The sequence below is a fragment of the Pseudomonas sp. IzPS59 genome (genome assembly GCF_014863505.1).
Lineage (GTDB): Bacteria > Pseudomonadota > Gammaproteobacteria > Pseudomonadales > Pseudomonadaceae > Aquipseudomonas > Aquipseudomonas kribbensis.
Genome location: NZ_CP062251.1, coordinates 4,309,124 through 4,328,397, shown reverse-complemented (window position 1 = coordinate 4,328,397; position 19,274 = coordinate 4,309,124). Strand labels below are relative to the sequence as shown.

The following is a 19,274-nucleotide window of genomic DNA, read 5'->3' as shown; positions in this document are numbered from 1 at the left end:
AGGAGAACCTCATGTTGAAAATCAATGGCGAACGCCTGTGGGCAAGCCTGATGGCCATGGCCGAAATCGGTGCGACAGCCCGGGGCGGCAGTTGCCGTCTGGCATTGAGCGACGAAGACAAGGCCGGCCGTGAACTGTTCGCCCACTGGTGCCGCGAAGCCGGCATGACCTTGAGCGTGGATGCCATCGGCAACCTGTTCGCCCGCCGCGCCGGCACCGATCCGGACGCCGCCCCGGTGATGATGGGCAGCCACCTCGACACCCAGCCCGAGGGCGGGCGTTTCGATGGCGTCTACGGCGTGCTCGCCGGGCTGGAAGTGGTGCGTTGCCTCAACGACCTCAACATCCAGACCCGCAAACCGCTGGAAGTGGCGGTGTGGACCAACGAAGAAGGCGCGCGCTTCACACCGGCCATGTTCGGCTCGGCGGTGTTTACCGGGATCATGGATCTGAACGCTGCGCTGGCGGTACGTGATGCGGATGGCATCAGCGTTGCCGAGGCCTTGCAGCGGACCGGTTACGCCGGTGAGCGTCCGTTGGGCGGCGCGGTGGATGCGTATTTTGAAGCACACATCGAGCAGGGCCCGATCCTTGAAGACAACGCCAAGAGCATCGGCGTGGTCACGGGCGGTCAGGCGATCCGCTGGCTTGACGTGCGCGTGGAAGGCATGGCCGCCCACGCCGGCACCACGCCGATGCCGCTGCGCAAAGACGCGTTGTACGGCGTGGCGCGGATGATTCAGGCGATTGAAGGTCTGGCGGCAGATTTTGCGCCGGAAGGCCTGACCACGGTTGGCGAACTGAGCATCAACAAGTCCTCGCGCAACACCATTCCGGGGCTGGTGAATTTCACCGTCGATCTGCGTCATCACCGCGACGACGCCATTGCCGCCATGGAGCAGCAGGTCCGTGCCCGGTTGCAGGCCATCGCCGACGGTCGCGGCCTGAACCTGACGATCACCCCGCACTGGATCAGCCCGGCCACACCGTTCGACGCCGAATGCGTGGCAGCCGTGCAAGAGGCGGTGGATGCGCTGGGCTACGCTCAGCAGTCGATTGTCAGCGGCGCCGGCCATGACGCGATTCATCTGGCGCGTTACTGCCCGACGGCGATGGTGTTCATCCCGTGCGTCGGTGGCTTGAGTCATAACGAGGCCGAAGATGTGTTGCCCGAAGACGTGAAGCAGGGCACCGATGTGTTGCTCAACGCCGTGCTGGCCCGCGCCGGTCGAATCGAACAAGGAGTCTGAAGCATGCGCAGTTTTTTCCACCCCGAACAGTTGCTCCACCATCCACGCAGCTATTACTCCCGTGGCCAGATGCGCACACCGCAGGAAGTCCCGGAGCGCGCCCAGCGTCTGGTGCAGGCGGCCCACGGTCTGGGCTTCAGTGTCGAGCAGCCCGCCGATGCCGGCCTCGCCCCATTGCTGGCTGTGCATGGCGCGCCTTATCTGACGTTCCTTCAGGAAGCGCATGCACGCTGGAAGGAAATCCCCGAAGACTGGGGCGATGAAGTGATGTCGAACATCTTCGTTCGCGAGCCCAATGCTTTGCGCGGCATCCTCGCCCAGGCTGCGCGTTACCTGGCGGACGGCAGTTGCCCGGTCGGCGAACAGACCTGGCGCTCGGCTTACTGGTCGGCGCAAAGCGCTGTTGCCGGGGCTCAGGCGCTGATCGATGGCGAGCCGGCGGCCTACGCCTTGTGCCGTCCACCGGGGCACCATGCCCGGGCCGAAGCAGCGGGCGGTTTCTGCTACGTGAACAACGCGGCGGTAGCGGCGCAGGTGCTGCGCGACAAGTTTGAAAAAGTCGCTGTGCTCGACACCGACATGCACCACGGCCAGGGTATTCAGGAGATTTTCTACGATCGCGACGACGTGCTCTACGTCTCCGTGCATGGCGATCCGACCAACTTCTATCCGGGCGTCGCCGGGTTTGCCGACGAACGCGGCAGCGGTGCGGGGGAGGGCTTCAACCTCAACCTGCCGATGGCCCATGGTTCAAGCGAAGCGGATTTCCTCGGGCAACTGGAAGTTGCGTTGAGCGCGGTGCGCGAGTTCGGCGCCGAGGTGCTGGTGCTGTCGCTGGGCTTCGATATCTATGAACTGGACCCGCAAAGCAAAGTCGCCGTGACCCGTGAAGGCTTTGCAACACTGGGCGAGCGCATTCGCAGCCTCGGCCTGCCATGCCTGATCGTGCAGGAAGGCGGCTATCACCTGGAAAGTCTCGAAGACAACGCCCGGGCGTTTTTCGTGAATGGCGAAGTGTGGCAGCGCTAAGGCGATCCACCTGACGAAGCGCCCTGCGGTGCTTGCCATCGCCCTGACGTTAACGTAAACATTGGCGTCAGGGCGCTGAAGTAAAGAAGCGCGAAGCGGACCGCTCCGGAGCGCTTGATGACTCTAATAAAAACAACCGATCCCAAGTCTCACCACGAAGCCCGGCTGGCCCGGGAAAAACTCCATCTCGAAGGGCAGGTCCCGGATGGCGTGTTGCGTGCGGAGATCGATGCTTCGTGGCGGCGCAGCCTGAGCCACGGTGTGCATTTCAATGGCAAACATGAGCTGGCGCTGGAATCGAGCGCGAGTCTCGATGTGTTGCTGGCGAGCAATCGTCTGCTGATCGATGCGGCGATTCCGGCCATCGATTACCTGGCCGAGCGCCAGGGCAAGGAAGGCCTGATCATCCTCGCCAATTCCGACGCCACCATTCTCGCGGTCGAAGGACGTGCCGACCGGCTCAAGGGCAGCGGTTTGCAGGACATCACCCTCGGCGCCTGCTGGAGCGAAGCCGCACGCGGCACCAACGCCCTCGGCACGGCACTGGTGGAAGCGCGGCCTACCCTGATCGATTGCGGCGAGCATTACCTCGATCGCCTCACGGATTTTTCCTGCACCTCGGTGCCGATCCATTGTCCTCAGGGCGAAATTCTCGGTGTCCTCGACCTGACCCGCGAAGGCCCGCTCGGCCGCGTCCACGACAGCACCGCGCTGCTGAGCATGGCGGTCAGCCAGATCGAGAGCCGGGTCTTCAACAACAGTTTTCCCGATCAGATCGTCCTCGCCTTTCACAGCCGTCGGCAATATCTGGAATCGCCGTGGCAAGGCTTGTTGGCAGTCAGTCTCGGCGGGCAGATTCTGGCGGTCAGTGCTCAGGCCTGCCAGTTGCTGCGAGCCGAGCGTTCGGCGCTGGTCGGCAAGCGTTGCGAAGAGTTTCTCGGGGTCGATGGCGTGCAATTGCTGACCCGTCTGCAACAGGGCGGCGTCGGCAGTGTGCAAACCGCCAAGGGCGAATTTTTCTACAAGACCCTGCGAGCCCCGGCGCGCTCGGTCAACCTCGGCGGCCCCCCGCGCAGTGTGGGGAAAACTGCTAAGGCGCAACCGGATCTGGAAGCACTGGCCGGCAACAACGCCCGTTATGCCCGTGCCTTGCGCATGGCACGCCAAGGTCTGGCCAATGAGTTGCCGGTTTTGCTGCTCGGCGAAACCGGCACCGGTAAAGAAGTGATCGCCCGCGCCCTGCACCTGGCCGGCAGCCGCAGCGACAAACCGTTTGTGGCCGTGAACTGCGCGGCGATTCCCGAAGGCCTGATCGAGTCGGAACTGTTCGGCTACCGCGAAGGCGCGTTCACCGGCTCACGTCGTGGCGGGATGATCGGGCGCCTGCAACAGGCCCACGGCGGCACGTTGTTCCTCGATGAGATCGGCGACATGCCGCTGGCCCTGCAGGCGCGTTTGCTGCGCGTTTTGCAGGATCGAAAAGTGGCGCCGCTGGGTGCCGGCGAAGAGCAGGACATCGACGTCGCGCTGATCTGCGCCACCCACCGCGACCTCAAGCGTCAGGTCGAGGACAAGCAGTTCCGGGAGGACCTGTTCTACCGGGTCAACGGCATCAGCGTGATGCTTCCGGCCCTGCGTGAGCGCGATGACTTCGCCGCGCTGGTCACTCGCCTGCTGGGCAAACTCGATGCGCCGAACGCCGTGTTGCACGACGACCTCAATCGCCTGCTCGCGGGTTATCACTGGCCGGGCAACATCCGCCAACTGGAAATGGTTTTGCGCACCGCGCTGGCCATGCGCGATCCCGGTGAAACGGTGCTGACCCTCGATCACCTGCCCGACAGCATGCTCGACGAACTCTCTGCCAGCGAGAAACCCCAGACCGGCAGCATTCGTGAAAACGAACTGGAGATGATCCGCCAGTCCCTCGACACCCATCAGGGCAACGTCTCGGCCGCCGCCGACGCCCTGGGTATCAGCCGCGCGACCCTGTATCGCAAGCTCAAACAGTTGCGCTCGTGATGCAGCGCCTGTTCGTGCGGCTGATCGACAGCCACAACCCCGCCGCGCTGCAAGCGGCGTTGCGCTGGCTCTACGGGTTCGTGCGGCCGCAACGGCTGGCGATTACCGGTTTGCTCGGTCTGTCGGTGTGCGCGTCGCTGCTGGTGCTGGTGCAGCCGTGGCTGGTCAAACTGCTGATCGACGACGGCTTGCTGGCGCGAAACTTTCCGATGCTGGTGCTGATTGCGGTGCTGATGATCATCGCCGGGTTGCTCGGCACGGCGTTGTCAGGGATCAACCGTTATCTGCACACGCGGCTGTCCGGGCGGATTCTGTTTGCCCTGCGTGACGACCTTTATCGGCATTTGCAGAAGCTGTCGCCAAGCTTCTACGGCCAGCGGCGGATCGGCGATCTGATGTCGCGGCTCGACGGCGATGTGGCGGAGATTCAGCGCTTCGCCGTGGATTCGTTGTTCTCGGCGGTGTCGAGCGTGATCGGCCTGGTGTTCGCGATCGCGATGCTGTTCACGCTGTCGTGGAAACTGTCTTTGCTGGCGCTGGTGCTGATTCCGCTCGATGTGCTGTGGCTGCGCTGGATGCGGCGCAAGGTCGAGCGCGATGTGCGACAGTTGCGCGAGCGTTCGGCGGACATGTCGTCGTTCATGGTCGAGACTCTGCCGGTGATGAAATTCATCCAGTCCGCCGGCCAGCAGCAGCGTGAAGCGCGACGACTGGAGAGCCTCGGGCAGGGCTACATGAACCAATTGCTGCGCCTGCAAGTCACCGAGTTTTTCACCCAGGCAGTGCCCGGCACGTTGACGTCGTTGTCTCGCGCCTGCGCGTTTCTGATCGGCGGCTATTGGGTGGTGCAGGGCACCTGGCAACTCGGCGCGCTGATCGCGTTTTCCACCTATCTGGGGATGGCGGTCGGGCCGGTGCAGAGCCTGTTGGGGTTGTACGTGGCGATCCAGCGCATGACGGTCAGTCTGGGGCGGGTCATGGAGTTGCGAGGTGAAGAGCCCACGGTATTTTCGCCGGTCATGCCAAAACCGTTTCCAACTTCGGGTGAGTTGCGTTTTGACGGGGTGCACTTCAGTCATCCGGGTCGCCCGAGCACGTTGAGCGGTATCGAGGCGACGATTCCCTACGGTTTGAAAGTCGCCTTGAGTGGCGGCTCCGGCGTCGGCAAATCGACGTTGATCGATCTGCTGCAACGGCATCACGATCCGCAGTCCGGGCGAGTGCTGCTTGGCGAAGTGGATCTGCGCGAACTCGAACTGTTCGAGCTGCGCCGACGCATCGCCGTGGTCTGCCAGGACATCGTGCTGTTTCGCGGCAGCCTCGCCGACAACCTGGCTTACGCGGTGCCGGACGCCAGCCGCGAGGCCATCGCCGAGGTCGCACGGCTGGCGCAACTCGACAGCCTGATCGCGTCGCTGCCCGAAGGCCTCGACAGTCCGCTGGGCGAGCGCGGTCAGCAGTTGTCCGGCGGGCAGAAACAGCGCATCGCTATTGCCCGGGCGTTGTTGCAGGATCCGTTGATTCTGGTGCTCGACGAAGCCACGTCCGCCGTCGACGAAGCCACCGAGCGCGAGGTGATCGAAGCCATCGACCGGTTGTTTGCCGGACGTACACGGATCCTCATCAGCCACCGTCCGTCGACCCTGGCCGATGCCGACCTGCATTTCGAGTTGCTCGACGGTGTACTCATTTCGAAAACGGTGCTGCATGAAGCCTGAGTTGCGTATCGGCGTGGTCGACAGCGGGCACTCGGCGGCGCAACGGGTGCAGGTGCTTGCCGGGCGACGGTTCTCATTGCTGGAGGACGGCCTGGCGGAATCGGATTTGCGCGACGATCCCCTCGGGCATGGCAGTGCGGTGATCGAGGCGATCAGCCGTCGCGCACCGGCCGCGCAGATCTGTGTAGCTCAAGTGTTTGATCAGCGCGGCGTCACCAGTGCCTTGCAGATTTCTGCGGCCATCGATTGGCTGGTGGCGCAGGACGTGCGGCTGATCAATCTGAGCCTGGGTTTACGTCAGGATCGCAGCCTGCTGCGCCAAGCCTGCGCGGCGGCGGTTGCTCGCAGAGTGTTGCTGTGTGCATCGAGCCCGGCGCAAGGAACGGCGGTGTTTCCGGCCAGTTATCCGCAAGTATTGCGGGTGACCGGTGACGCCCGTTGCACTGATGAGCAATGGTCGTGGCTTGACAGTGCGCAGGCGGATTTTGCCGCGTGTGTTCGCGGGACCTATCCGGGGCAGTCCGGGGCCAGTCTGGGGTGTGCAGCGTTGAGCGGTCACATTGCTGCTTATCTGTTGGAGCAACCTCAAGCGAGTAATGCCGAAGTGATCGATTGGCTGAAACAGCACGCTCGTTATCGCGGCCCTGAACGGCGTCTCGGCCCATGACGTCGATCCTGATTCTCGGCGCCGGGCCGGCTGGCGCGGCGGTGGCGTTGGGGCTGCGACGGCTGGGTTACGCCGTGACGCTGGTCAGCGAATGGCGGCGGTTTGCTGCGCTCGAAGGCGTGTCGCAACGGGTGCTGGAGGCGCTGCGCGGTGCCGGGCTGAATCACGGATTGGCGAATGCCACGTTGCCGTCCCAAAGGCAGGTTTCGTGGAATGGCCAGCAGCATGCGCAGAACATCGAGTTTCTGCTGGATCGCCCCACCTTCGATCGCGGTTTGCGTGAAGACCTGCGGTTGGCCGGGGTCGAGGTGATTGAAGGGCGAATCCTGAGTGTTCAGTCTCCGGTGGACGGTCATCGGATCGAACTCGATGGCGGGCAGACGCTGACGGCGGATTTTCTGGTGGAGGCCCGGGGGCGACAGGCGCCGGCATCCGGAAAAGGTCTGCGCGGGCCGGAGACGGTCAGCCTGCTCAATCGCTGGCAAGGCGTGCCGGGTGTGACCGCCAGCGCTGTGGAAAGCCTTGAGGACGGCTGGGCGTGGATGGCGCGGCGGGATGACGGCCAATGTTATTGGCAGTGGACCGTGGACGTTGCCAGTGCCGGGTTGCCGGGCAAGGCGCAGTTGCTCGATCACTGCCGTGCGCGGCGGCAGGCTTCGGATTTTGCTCAAGCCTTCTTTGCCGGCGGGCAGGAATCAGAGCTGCAACTGCACGCTCGCAGCAGCACGGCGATTCTCGCGTCGCAGGTCTGCGGTGATAACTGGATTCGTGTCGGCGATGCCGCGATGGCAGTGGACCCGCTGTCCGGCAACGGGATTTTTCAGTCGTTGTCCTCGGCGTTGCAGGCACCGGTGGTGATCAACACGCTGTTGCGTAAACCTGAGCGGGCGTTGCTGGCGCAGCGTTTTCACCGTCAGCGAGTGGAGCAATTGTTCCTGCGTTTTGCGCGGATCGGCCGGGATTTTTATGCCGATGAACTGCGCTGGCTGAATCGACCATTCTGGCAGGCGCGGCGGCAATGGCCCGACGCGGAAGTGGCCCATGCGGCGGCGGATTTTGCCGCTCTGCGCATCGAGCGGATGCCGGTGCTGAGTGACGGGTTTGTCGATGAAACCGAGGTGGTGATCACGGCGGATCAGCCGCTGGGGATCTGGCATGTGCAAGGCGTGGAGCTGGCACCGCTGGTACGGCGGTTGCGCGATGAGCCAGCGGATCAGGTGCTGGCGGGGTTGACGCTCGAGCAGGGGCGAGCCGTTCGCGGGTGGCTGTTGGCTCAGGGTTTCAAACCCTGAGCCAACAGCCCAGTCATTACAACTTGATCAACACCGACTTCAACTCGGTGTAATGCTCGATCGCCGCATACCCCATCTCGCGCCCGACGCCGGACATCTTGTAGCCACCAAACGGTAGCGCCGGGTCCAGCGCACTGTGGCAGTTGACCCACACCGATCCCGACTTGATCCGGGGAATCATCCGGTGCACCGCCGCCAGATCGTTCGACCAGATGCTGGCGCCCAGGCCGTAAGGGCTGTCATTGGCCATGCGCAACGCATCGGCTTCGTCATCGAACGGAATCGCCACCAGCACCGGCCCGAAGATCTCTTCCTGCACCAGCGAATGCTGTTGATCGACATCGACAATCACCGTCGGTTTGACGAAGAACCCCGGCCCGAACTGCTCGCCGCCGCAGGCGATGGTCGCGCCGCTTTCCCGGCCCATTTCGATGTAGTTGTAGACCCGCTCCTGCTGGCGCGCGGAAATCAGCGGGCCCATCTCCACGCTCGGGTCGAGGCCGTTGCCGAGTTTCATCGCATTGGCGATGTCGCTGATATCGGCCACCACATTGTCGAAATGTTTGCGCTGTACATACAGGCGCGAGCCTGCGCAGCAGACCTGGCCCTGGTTGAAGAAAATCGCACTGGCGGCACCTGCCGCAGCGGTTTTCAGGTCGGCGTCGGCCATGACGATGGTCGGTGACTTGCCGCCCAGTTCCAGGGTGACGCGGGTCATGGAGTCCATGGCGATCTTGCCGATTTGCTTGCCCACGGCGGTGGAACCGGTGAAGGTCAGCTTGTCGACCAGCGGGTTGTGAGTCAGCGCGGAACCGGCCGTGATCCCGGTGCCGGTGACCACGTTGAACACGCCTTCGGGATAGCCTGCTTCCAGTACCAGCTCCGCCAGTTTCAGCGCGGTCAGCGGGGTTTCGTCAGCCGGTTTGAGCACCACGGTGCAACCGGTGGCCAGCGCCGGACCGAGTTTCCAGCAGGCCAGCAAAAGCGGGAAGTTCCAGGCGACGATGGCGCCAACCACGCCCACGGCTTCGCGGCGGATGAAACTGTGGAACTGATCGCCGGGCATCAGCGGCAGCGAAACGTCGACGCTGGAACCTTCAATCTTGGTGGCCCACCCGGCCATATAACGCAGAAAGTCGATGGCCAGTTGTACGTCCATCACTTGCGCCACCGCCGCGCTCTTGCCGTTGTTCAGGCATTCCAGCTGCGCCAGCAGTTCGGCGTCGCGCTGCATCAGGTCGGCGAGTCTCCACAGCAGGTTCTGCCGTTCACGCGGACGGGTGCGACTCCATGCGGAATCATCGAAAGCCTGACGAGCGGCGAGCACCGCACGGTCGACGTCCTCCGGCGTGGCGCGAGGCACCACACACAGCACCTCACCGGTGGCCGGGTTGTGCAGCGGCATGGTCTGGCCGTCGGCGGCTTCGACCCAGTCGCCGCCGATCAGCATGCGCGGTGGGCGCTGGATGAAAGTCGAGGTGGCGGGGAGCAGATAGGGCAGGGGCATGGTGAAGACCTCTTGTTGTTCGTTGTCGTTGCACAGGTCTTGGCAATGGCTGTGCCAGATATTCGAACGTACTGTGCAGGCCCGCCGTGCAAGGGGATGGAGGGGGGAAGAGGGGCGTGGTGGAGTTGCAGGTTGTCGCAATTCGCGACAGCGGCTGAGACTCAAGATACTGATTTGCAGCGGCTGAGGCGCTGACTGAAAGCAGCATCAGGACTTCAATCAATGATGGCAAAGTGGCATTTCGCCAAGGGATAGCGTATTTAATGCCGCTTTATTGATAGGCCTGTGGGGGCATTGATGCGAGTTGGCAACATTTTACGTTCTGCAGCGCTTTTACTGGCGGGGTTGACGCTGTCGGGATGCATCCACTTCACCCATGAAAGTGCAGAGGGCAAGCCTGTTTCGGATATCGCCACGATCAATCAGATCAACCCGGCGTTAACGATCGTCAGGGTCGATGGTGAAGGCACCTGGTTCTGGTTGAGCCGGCAGTCCCAGTACTTCATCGGCCCGGGCATCCATCGCATCGAGGTACGCAGAGAACTTTCCCAGCAGAGCTACACCGGGACGGTGGAAAGAACCGTGGAACTTGCAGCGGGCCGTACCTATGGGCTTGATGGCAAGACCGGATACGGTCGGTGGGATTTCGAAGTCCGCGATATCGAAACGGGACAGCGGGTTGACAAGCCTGTCCCGGAGACGGCTGCTCAGTAATGGAACTCGCCCCTGCGGCCTGTTAACCGCAGGGTCGAGCGATCATCGGTCAGGCGTCAGGGTTGTCGTAGACCTTGTGCCCACCTTTCCAGGTTTCGCAGACGACGATTTTACGGATTTCGCTGGCCGGGTATTTTTCGTCGAGGGGATTATCCTTGAGAATCACGAAGTCGGCGAAATGCCCGTCCTGCAATGAACCGGTAAAGGCATCGGCATGGCACTGCCACGCAGCGTCATAGGTGATGGCTTTCAGCGCTTGCTGGCGGGTCAGGCATTGCCCTTCGTTGAGCACGGGTTGTCGGGCTGCGTCTTTGACAAACGTACCGTTCTTGTCGCGTATGCCTTCCATCTTGCGGGTCACCGCCTGCTCCATTGAGCGCAATGGCCCCAGCGGGGTGACGGTGCAATCGCTGTGCAACGAGATGCGCAAGCCTCTGTCCAGGGCGTCCTGGCACAGGTCGAGCATTTCGCTGGCCCGTTCCTCGAAAATCGCCTGTTCGAACGCATACCCCCAATAACCGACGTGACCGATCAGGAAGCTGGGAGAGATGCCCAGATCCTTCATTTGGTCGAGCGTGTCATTGCTCAGCATTGAGCAGTGTTCGATGCGATGGCGTTTTTCCAGGCCGCTCTGGCCGTTCAACGCCTCCTTGTAAGCCTGCAAGGTGAACGCGATGGCCCGGTCTCCGTTGGCATGGATCATCAGTGGCCAGCCGGTTTTCACGGCTTCCTTCAATGTTTTTTCGTAGGTGTCGGGCAGCGTTTTTGGCTCTTTGTCATCGGCGTCGACGAAGTTGAAGTTGCCGTATGGGGAGGTGGCATCGCAGCAGTATTTCCGGGATTGGTAGCCGGTCAGGCCCTGGTTCGAGCCATCGGAGATCAGCTTGACGGACCCTTGATAAAAAAGTCGTGCGGCTTCTTTGGTCACCGGTTTGTATTTTTCGATCTTGCTGAAGTCCGCACCATTACACGCCGCTGCATACCCGACGCGCAGATTACGCGGATGTGTCAGGCCATAGGCTTCCAGAATCACCTTGGATACCGGATCCACCATGGCGTCGTACAGCAGCGTGATGCCCCGGCTGGACGCGTTGTCGAAGTACTTCTTCATGTATTTGAAGATGTTCACCACATCGAGCGCCTGTATGAGCGGAATCGCGCTGATGGCGAGCATGACTCCGGCCTCTTCCTGCAGGACGCCTTGCGTGGCGTTCACAAACGCCTGGGCAGTCGGGTATTGATTCTTGAAGTCCGGATCCTTTTTGCACTGGTGGTCATACACGGCGTTGGTCGCGGCGGTGTTCAGGTAAACGGTGTGCATGGAGGCGCTCATCATCAGCAACGGACTTTTGCTGACGATGCTGTCCAGATTGCCGATGTTGTCCTGAGCCGGGTCGAAACTGGCGTCGCAATAGAAGCGGGTCAGTTGTTTTTGCCCGTTCTTGTCGACGATCAGTGGCATCAGCGCCGGATCGACCATGTGCCCGAGAATCCAGGTCTTGTTGTCTTTGGGCAGGTCATCTTTGATGAGCCTCACCAGGTAGTCCCAGTTGTAGAGGGGGCGCAGTTGTTGCGTGAAGTCGTCGATCGGCCCCAGGTCCCGCCAGTTGCTCATGACGCATGACTGCACGATATGAGCGTGCGGTTCGACCAGCCCCGGCAGCAGGGTTCTTTTCTCCAGCGATTGAATCTTGTACTTGATGCCCTTGGCCTTCATGCGCTCCTGCACATGGTCGAGGGTGCCCGACGCTACTACGTCGCCGCCATGGATGCCCAGCGCTTCCACCTGCTCATCCATGTTGCCGTTTTTCAGGGGGTAGATGGTGCCGCCGGTGAATATCAGCGATTCGCTGCCCGGTTCCGGTAGCAGGCCGGCGACCTTGCCTGCGAAGGCTTTAAGGTCGACGGTGTGTCTGAGCGTATTCCATACCGGGTTTTCACAGCCGCAATGGGTGCAGCCTTGACCCTGTCCATGTGATCCCATGATTCCATTCCTCAGGTTTTCGGTGGTTAGAGGCGTGACGCACGAAGTGTGCGAACAGCAAGCGTAGCAGGCACTTTGATATCGGACGGTCAGTCGTCGGCAACCGGGCTTTTGGCGCTGCACTGTGCTTGTCTCAGACTGCAACAGCTGTCGCGAAATTGGACGCCAGGAGGCCACGCAAAGATTGGCGCGACACCGTGATGAGCGCGTAACTGCTTGATTGAAAAGCTTATCGGCAAGCTGGCACGCTCCGTGTATTGCTCACCTCAGACGTTTCGCTTGCCTCCGTCCGTGCGTCGCCACGAACGGCAGAAACCATAAAAACGATAAGCCACAAAAATAAGAAAGCACCGTGCGAGGTTCGACGTTGATGAAGAGAAAACTCCGATCAGGCATGAGCGCCAGCCTGCTGGCCGTGGCCGCTTGCGTGGCCCTGCATTCGCCCCACAGCCTGGCAGCCCGTGACGCCCAGACCATCCTCAAGGAAACCTGCCAGGGCTGTCACACCCCTGAAACCGGCGACCAGTTGAGCCGCATCAGCCACCAGCGCAAGACCCCGGAAGGCTGGCTGATGAGCATCGCCCGGATGCAGACCATGCACGGTTTGCAGATCAGCGATGAAGACCGCCGCACACTGGTCAAATACCTGGCCGATACCCAGGGCCTGGCGCCGAGCGAAACCGATGGCGTGCGTTACGCGCTGGAGCGCCGGTTGAACACCGTCGAGCAGTTCGACGAGAAAACCGCGCAGATGTGCGGCCGCTGTCACTCGGGTGCGCGGATCGCCCTGCAACGGCGTCCGGCCCAGGAATGGGAACGCCTGGTGAACTTCCACCTCGGCCAGTGGCCGTCGCTGGAGTATCAGGCGCTGGCCCGGGATCGCGACTGGTTCGACATCGCCCGCAAGGAAATGGTCCCGCTGCTGGCCAAGCGTTATCCGCTGGACAATCCGGCTTGGCAGGCCTGGCTCAAAACCGCACCGAAAGCCGAAGCGCTGGTCGGTGACTGGAGCTTCAGCGGTCACTTGCCGGGCAAGGGTGAACTGGCTGGCACCATGAGCGTCACCGCCGATGGCAGTGACACCTTCAAGGTTGCCGTCAAAGGTCAGTTTGCCGATGGCAGCCCGTTCAACGGCGATGGCAGTGCGATCCTCTACAGCGGCTACGAATGGCGCGGAAACGTGACCGTCGATGGCGTGACCATGCGTCAGGTGTTCGCCGCACAAGGCAACGCCATGCAGGGCCGGATGTTCGAGGCCGAGCACGATGAGCGGGGTCTGGACTTCGTCGCTGCCAAACAGGGTTCGCAACGCTTGCTGGCGGTGCAGCCGGGTTATGTGAAGGCCGGCAGCGAAACTGAAGTGACGCTGGTTGGCAGCGGTCTGAGCGGCAAGCCGAATTTCGGCAATGGTGTGGATGTAGTCGAAGTGGTCGAGCAGAACGCCGAGCGGATCAAGGTCAAAGTCAAAGCCGCAGCCAATGCTCAACCGGGCCTGCGCGCGGTCAGCGTCGGCAGCCTGAAAGGCCCGAGCCTGTCGGTGTACAGCACGATTGCCTCGGTCAAAGTGGTGCCGGAATTCTCGGTGGCACGGATCGGCGAGGGCGGCGGGTCGACGCCGAAAGTCCAGGGTCGCTTCGATGCCGAAGCCTGGGGCAAGGGCGCCGACGGCAAGCCGTATCGCATCGGCGTGTTCCCGGCGCAATGGAAAGTCGAAGCCTTCGACGAGCGCGCCAAAGAGGACGAAGACGTCAAGTTCGCCGGCACCATGCAGGCCGACGCAGGCGTGTTCACCCCGGGCGATGCCGGGCCGAATCCGGCGCGCAAGATGTCCACCAACAATGCCGGCAACCTCAAGGTGATCGCCGCCGTCGACGACGCAGGGAAATCCCTGACCGGCGAAGGCCACCTGATCGTCACCGTGCAACGCTGGAACAATCCACCCATTCCCTGATGTTGAAACGTGAGTTTTTCTGAACGACAGCGATTCAGACACTTTTCGGAATGACCGCAAGTCCCGCCAGGCGGGGCTTGCACAGGAGGTTTGCAATGGGCGCTATCTTGAATCTGGTCGAACGTAATCTGCACGAAGTGCACGTCGACGCCGACCGCATGCTGTTTCACATCCCCAGCAGTTCGCTGTTTGCCAGCGATGAACTGACCGGCACCATCATCGATGCGTTGCGCGGCCCCGGCTGCTCCTCGGAAGACCTGATCCAGCGCCTCGGCGCGCGGTTCAACGGCGAGGAAATCAACGAGACCCTGCGCGAGCTGATCTCCCTGGAGCTGGTCAGCGACGGCTCGCCGCTGACCCCGGACATCGCGGTCAAACGCGTCGAGCGCACCGCGATCAATACCGTGGTGCTCAACGTCAACACCGGCTGCAACCTGAGCTGCACCTACTGCTACAAAGAGGACCTCGACAAGCCGTCCGCCGGCAAGAAGATGGACGTCGAAACCGCCATCGCGTCAGTGGAAATGCTGCTGCGTGAATCCCCTGACGAAGAACGCTTCACCGTGGTTTTTTTCGGCGGCGAGCCGCTGAGCAATCGCAAGCTGATCGAGTACATGGTCGATTACTGCGAAAAGCGTTTTGCCGAGGCCGGCAAGTTCGTCGAGTTCGTGATGACCACCAACGCCACGCTGCTCACCGAAGAAACCGTGGATTACCTGAATGCCCACCGCTTCGGGCTGTCAGTGAGCATCGACGGACCGAAAACCGTGCACGACCGCAACCGCATCACCGTGGGCGGGCAGGGCACTTACGACGTGGTGCGGCGCAAGGCCGAAATGCTGCTGTCACGCTACAACAGCCGTCCGGTCGGCGCGCGGGTGACCCTGACCACCGGCGTCACCGACGTTGAAACCATCTGGGATCACCTGTTCAACGAGCTGGGGTTTGCCGAAGTCGGATTTGCCCCGGTGACGTCCGGCGATATCAGCAGTTTCAACCTGACCAACGACGAATTGATCGAAGTCTTCGCCAGCATGAAACGCCTCGGTCGGCGTTATCTGGACGCGGCGCTGGAGCACCGCAACATCGGGTTCTCCAACCTGCATCAGTTGATCACCGATATCCATGAAGGCCACAAAAAAGCCCTGCCGTGCGGTGCCGGGCTGAAGATGCTGGCGGTTGATCACAAGGGCGAACTGAACCTGTGCCATCGCTTCACCGGCTCGTCGCTGCCGACCTTCGGCAACGTCCACAGCGGGGTGAAACAGGTCGAGTTGAACGACTTCCTGTCCCAGCGCCTGGATCGCACCAACACCGGCTGCCATGACTGTCAGATCCGCAACCTGTGCTCCGGCGGCTGCTACCACGAGAGCTATGCCCGCTACGGCGATCCGGCCCACCCGACGTATCACTACTGCGAACTGATGCGTGACTGGGTCGACTTCGGTATCGAGGTTTACACCCGGATCATGGCCAACAACCCTGCGTTCATCAGCAGCTACATCACTCCGCGCAAGGCTCACTGATATGAAACATCTCAAGGCAATCAATAACAAAGCGCTGAAGCTGGATCAGGCCGCGGACGAGAACCGCATCGAAGAGGTGGTGGCGATGAGCTCGGTCGCGGGCTGCGCCTCGACCACCGACCCGGGTTGGGAAATCGATGCGTTCGGCGGGGTGTCTTCGCTGTGCCAGCCGATGGAAGCCGACCTGTATGGCTGCTCCGATCCTTGCTGGTGGCCGGCCCAGGTGCCGGACATGATGAGCACCTACCCGGACTGGAACAAGGATGCCCAGGCGTCCAACGACAACTGGCGCAACCTCGGCACTGTCTTCCCGAAAGACAAGTGATCCATAAGAAGAAGGATTCCAGCATGCACAACATCAAAGCCTGCGGCCTTGTCGCACTCGCGGTTCTGAGCGCCTGTTCGCTCCCGGTTCTGGCCGATGAAAACACCGCGCTGCAAGACGGTCACGAGTACATGTTGACCACCAATTATCCGAACAACCTGCACGTCATCGACCTGTCGACCGACAGCTTGTACAAGACCTGCAAGATGCCCGATGCCTTTGGCCCCGGCACCGTGCAGCTGTCGCCGGATCGCAAGACCGCCTATGTGCTGAACAACCATTACGCCGACGTTTACGGTGTCGAGCTGGACAGCTGCAAGCAGGTGTTCCATGCCAGCATCACCCAGCAGCCGGGCGAGAAGGCACGGTCGATGTTCGCCTTCACCGTCAGCCACGACGGCAAGGAGCTGTACACCATCGCCAACCCGACGCTGATGCTGAACGACCATTACGAGGTCAAACAGCCGCGGCTGGACGTCTACGCCACCGACGCCGGAATGAACGCCAGACCGGTGCGCAGCTTCCCGGCGCCACGGCAGTTGACGATCATGCAGAGCGGCGATGACGGCACGTTGTATGTGGCTGGCGCCGATGTGTACAAGGTCGATGTGAAGAGCGGCAAGTTCGACGTGCTGATCCCCAGCCGTCACTGGAAGCGCCCGAATTACAGCGCCCCGGACGTGCTCTATGTGTGGAACCAGCAGACCTATCGCCACGATTTCTCGCTGCTGTACACCGCCGCCAAGTTCAAGGACAAGAAACAGGACCCGGCCACCGCTGAATACCTGTACGGCTTGTTCAGCGTCGACCTGAAAACCGGCAAGACCGAAACCACCGACTTCGGCCCGCTGACTGAAATCTATTTCAGCGGCATGCGCTCACCAAAGGATCCGAACCTGATGTTCGGCGTGCTCAATCGTCTGGCCAAGTACGACATCAAGCAGAAGAAACTGATCCAGGCAGCCACACTGGACCATTCCTACTACTGCATTTCGTTCAACAAGGACGGCAGCAAGATCTACCTGGCCGGGACGTTCAACGACGTGGCGATTTTCGATGCCGAAACCATGAAACAGACTGGCAGCATCAAGTTGCCGGGTGGGGATATGGCGATTACTACGGCGCAGATATTTGTTCGGTAATCAGGGCGTCATGGATGACGCCTTCGCGAGCGAGCCCGCTCCCACATTTGCAATGCGGTTCAAATGTGGTAGCGGGCTTGCTCGCGAAGAGGCCCTCTGAACCGCTACAAAAATCAGGCCCCCGGCACCGGGCAACCCACATCCCCTTCCTCACACTTCAAATACTGCTTGAGCGCCTCGGTTCGATCCTTGGTCACGCGCGTAATGCATGAGCTGTAGATCATCGGGTACATACTCCCGCCTTTTACCCCGGATGCCGAAAATTCGCATTCGGCATCGCGAAATCCAATCCACGCCCGCTGAGCGCTGACCAGCAGTTTTTTGCTGGCAGGCTCGCCTTTCAGGCGCGCGGTAATTTGCTGATACACCGCGTTCAGCTCTTTATCCGCCGCTTTGTTCTCTTGCCCGGCACACTGATTCATCGTCGCCTGATCGCTGGCATTGGCGCAGTCCACGGCGGCGTGGGCGATGGAGGTGAAAAGAAAGGGTGTCAGGGCCAGAAGCAGTCGTGGGGACATGGGGGTTCTCGCTGTTTGCGGTGAAGAAATGTGCAGTGTAGACAGGTGAAGCATGATTTCGATCAGTCGTTTGATACAACTTCGCATTGGACATGTGGTCATACAAGCCTACTGTTCAAAACAGGAGGTGACGTATGAAACCAGTACCCAACAGCTTTGAACGTAAAATCATGCTCCGCTCGCCGCGCTCTCATGTCTGGCGTGCGCTGGTCGATGCCGAGGCGTTTGGCCAGTGGTTTGGCGTGGCTCTGGAAGGCCGGCGGTTTATCGCCGGCGAGTGGACCCAGGGGCAGGTCACGTACCCCGGTTATGAACATGTGCTCTGGAACGTGCTGGTGGAGCGGGTCGAGCCCCAGCAGTTGTTTTCCTTCCGCTGGCACCCGTATGCAGTGAACCCGAAAATCGACTACTCCCAGGAACCGACCACACTGGTCAAATTCGAGCTGCAGGACTACGAGAACGGCACGCTGCTGAAGGTCTCCGAGTCAGGTTTCGCGCATATTCCCGATGTGCGTCAGAAAGAGGCCTACTACATGGACAGTCGTGGCTGGGAAGAGCAATTGAGCAGGCTTGAACACTTTCTGGCCGAGACCGACAGGGCACGCGAGCGTGAAGGTGGCTGATAACGAGTGGTTTGATCCGTGGTTGAAACGTTGGGGGCTGGCGCCGGACGGCGTTCCGATCATCACGCCGGGCAGCAAGCTGTTGCCGGTGCGTCAGGGCGATGTGCCGGCGATGCTGAAGGTCGCGGTGGACGACGAGGAAAAGTACGGCAACTTGCTGATGACCTGGTGGGATGGCGATGGCGCCGCCCGGGTGCTCGCTCATCACGAGGACGGCCTGTTGCTGGAGCGGGCCATGGGCCGGCGTTCGTTGATGCACATGGCGCTCAATGGCGAGGATGACGAGGCCACCCGGATCATGTGCAAAGCACTCGCGAGGCTACATGCACCGCGCCCTACGAAGCCACCAACACTGGTGGAGCTGGCCCCTTGGTTTGCCTCGCTGCGAGTGGCCGCCGCCCGATACGGCGGCCAATATTCTGTTTGCCTGCAAATGGCTGAAACCTTGCTCGCCGCGCCCCGGGATATCGTGGTTCTGCACGGCGACATGCACCACGACAACGTCCTCGATTTCGGCCCGCGTGGCTGGCTGGCCATTGACCCGAAACGGGTGCGGGGGGAGCGTGATTATGACTACGCCAACCTGATCTGCAATCCGGAACTGCCGACGGCTGCCGATCCTGAACGCTTTCAACGGCAAGTCGATGTGATCTGTGAAACGGCAGGGCTGGACCGCCGACGTCTCTTGCAGTGGGTACTGGCATTCGCCGGGCTGTCTGCAGCATGGTTCATGGAGGATGACGACCAGAAAGCCGCCGTCGGACATCTGAAAGTCGCGGATCTGGCGGCTTCTGCACTCAACGCCCGACACGCCTAAGGGTTTTCGGAAGGCTCGCTATGGCGAATGTCTTACACGCGCTGGTAGCTTTTTCGACTATTGCCGATTGGATCCACAGCGTAATCTAGCCTCATCAACTGAAGCACAGGGAGTGTTTCAGGATCATGGATGATCGACCATATGCAAGGATCGCTGCCGACAGGGAGTCGATAATGGTCTTGGGAAAAA

At 61.4% G+C, this 19,274-nt stretch carries 16 protein-coding genes; 13 read left to right on the top strand and 3 right to left on the bottom strand.

What is annotated here, in order from left to right; genetic code table 11:
- The first annotated feature begins 11 nt into the window (after window positions 1-11).
- The 6 genes from IF189_RS19330 to IF189_RS19305 all read left to right on the top strand — a co-directional run bounded on the left by IF189_RS19330 (window position 12) and on the right by IF189_RS19305 (window position 7,978).
- Window positions 12-1,250: a Zn-dependent hydrolase gene (locus tag IF189_RS19330; protein WP_134827594.1), complete on the top strand. Its 1,239-nt coding sequence runs from the start codon at window positions 12-14 to the stop codon at window positions 1,248-1,250.
- Window positions 1,251-1,253: 3 nt separating this feature from the next.
- A complete protein-coding gene (locus IF189_RS19325; RefSeq protein WP_134827593.1) occupies window positions 1,254-2,279 on the top strand; it encodes a histone deacetylase family protein in 1,026 nt (341 codons plus the stop codon).
- 117 nt (window positions 2,280-2,396) lie between these two features.
- Window positions 2,397-4,301: a sigma-54-dependent Fis family transcriptional regulator gene (locus IF189_RS19320; RefSeq protein ID WP_192552105.1), complete on the top strand. Its 1,905-nt coding sequence runs from the start codon at window positions 2,397-2,399 to the stop codon at window positions 4,299-4,301.
- Window positions 4,301-6,019 carry an ABC transporter ATP-binding protein gene (locus IF189_RS19315; protein ID WP_192552104.1) on the top strand — a complete coding sequence of 573 codons (1,719 nt, stop codon included), beginning with the start codon at window positions 4,301-4,303 and terminating at the stop codon, window positions 6,017-6,019. Before IF189_RS19320 ends, IF189_RS19315 begins: the two co-directional genes overlap by 1 nt.
- Window positions 6,009-6,686, top strand: a complete 678-nt coding sequence (locus IF189_RS19310) for a S8 family serine peptidase (protein ID WP_134827590.1) — start codon at window positions 6,009-6,011, stop codon at window positions 6,684-6,686. The genes IF189_RS19315 and IF189_RS19310 overlap by 11 nt, the downstream gene beginning before the upstream one ends.
- A complete protein-coding gene (locus IF189_RS19305; protein ID WP_192552103.1) occupies window positions 6,683-7,978 on the top strand; it encodes an NAD(P)/FAD-dependent oxidoreductase in 1,296 nt (431 codons plus the stop codon). Before IF189_RS19310 ends, IF189_RS19305 begins: the two co-directional genes overlap by 4 nt.
- Before the next feature lie 16 nt (window positions 7,979-7,994).
- On the opposite strand, the gene IF189_RS19300 is transcribed toward IF189_RS19305, so the two are convergent.
- On the bottom strand, window positions 7,995-9,485 hold the full coding sequence (locus IF189_RS19300; RefSeq protein WP_134827588.1) for an aldehyde dehydrogenase family protein: 1,491 nt from the start codon (window positions 9,483-9,485) through the stop codon (window positions 7,995-7,997).
- A gap of 297 nt (window positions 9,486-9,782) precedes the next feature.
- Here IF189_RS19300 and IF189_RS19295 point away from each other — a divergent pair, with 297 nt between their 5' ends.
- Window positions 9,783-10,199, top strand: coding sequence for a hypothetical protein (locus IF189_RS19295; protein WP_134827587.1), 417 nt, complete (start codon window positions 9,783-9,785; stop codon window positions 10,197-10,199).
- 49 nt (window positions 10,200-10,248) lie between these two features.
- On the opposite strand, the gene IF189_RS19290 is transcribed toward IF189_RS19295, so the two are convergent.
- Window positions 10,249-12,183 (bottom strand): amidohydrolase, encoded by a 1,935-nt coding sequence (locus IF189_RS19290; RefSeq protein WP_192552102.1) that lies wholly within the window; start codon window positions 12,181-12,183, stop codon window positions 10,249-10,251.
- A 370-nt stretch (window positions 12,184-12,553) separates the two neighbouring features.
- On the opposite strand from IF189_RS19290, the gene peaA reads away from it, so the two are divergent.
- From peaA to peaD, 4 genes are all read left to right on the top strand, one after another.
- Window positions 12,554-14,134 carry a quinohemoprotein amine dehydrogenase subunit alpha gene (peaA, locus tag IF189_RS19285; protein WP_134827585.1) on the top strand — a complete coding sequence of 527 codons (1,581 nt, stop codon included), beginning with the start codon at window positions 12,554-12,556 and terminating at the stop codon, window positions 14,132-14,134.
- A gap of 95 nt (window positions 14,135-14,229) precedes the next feature.
- The gene (gene peaB / locus IF189_RS19280) at window positions 14,230-15,660 is read left to right on the top strand and encodes a quinohemoprotein amine dehydrogenase maturation protein (protein WP_134827584.1); all 1,431 of its coding nucleotides are present in this window, start codon (window positions 14,230-14,232) and stop codon (window positions 15,658-15,660) included.
- A gap of 1 nt (window position 15,661) precedes the next feature.
- A complete protein-coding gene (gene qhpC / locus IF189_RS19275) occupies window positions 15,662-15,985 on the top strand; it encodes a quinohemoprotein amine dehydrogenase subunit gamma (protein WP_008016081.1) in 324 nt (107 codons plus the stop codon).
- A 23-nt stretch (window positions 15,986-16,008) separates the two neighbouring features.
- Complete coding sequence (gene peaD, locus IF189_RS19270; RefSeq protein ID WP_134827583.1) at window positions 16,009-17,127, top strand: quinohemoprotein amine dehydrogenase subunit beta; 1,119 nt, start codon at window positions 16,009-16,011, stop codon at window positions 17,125-17,127.
- A 113-nt stretch (window positions 17,128-17,240) separates the two neighbouring features.
- Here the strand turns inward: peaD and IF189_RS19265 are convergent, their stop codons facing one another.
- Window positions 17,241-17,645 (bottom strand): lysozyme inhibitor LprI family protein, encoded by a 405-nt coding sequence (locus IF189_RS19265; protein ID WP_134827582.1) that lies wholly within the window; start codon window positions 17,643-17,645, stop codon window positions 17,241-17,243.
- A gap of 134 nt (window positions 17,646-17,779) precedes the next feature.
- Here IF189_RS19265 and IF189_RS19260 point away from each other — a divergent pair, with 134 nt between their 5' ends.
- Together IF189_RS19260 and IF189_RS19255 are read left to right on the top strand one after the other, a co-directional pair.
- Entirely contained in the window at window positions 17,780-18,268 is a 489-nt protein-coding gene (locus IF189_RS19260) for an SRPBCC family protein (protein WP_085713126.1), read from the top strand.
- Window positions 18,255-19,085 carry an aminoglycoside phosphotransferase family protein gene (locus IF189_RS19255; protein ID WP_192552101.1) on the top strand — a complete coding sequence of 277 codons (831 nt, stop codon included), beginning with the start codon at window positions 18,255-18,257 and terminating at the stop codon, window positions 19,083-19,085. Before IF189_RS19260 ends, IF189_RS19255 begins: the two co-directional genes overlap by 14 nt.
- Window positions 19,086-19,274 lie beyond the last annotated feature (189 nt).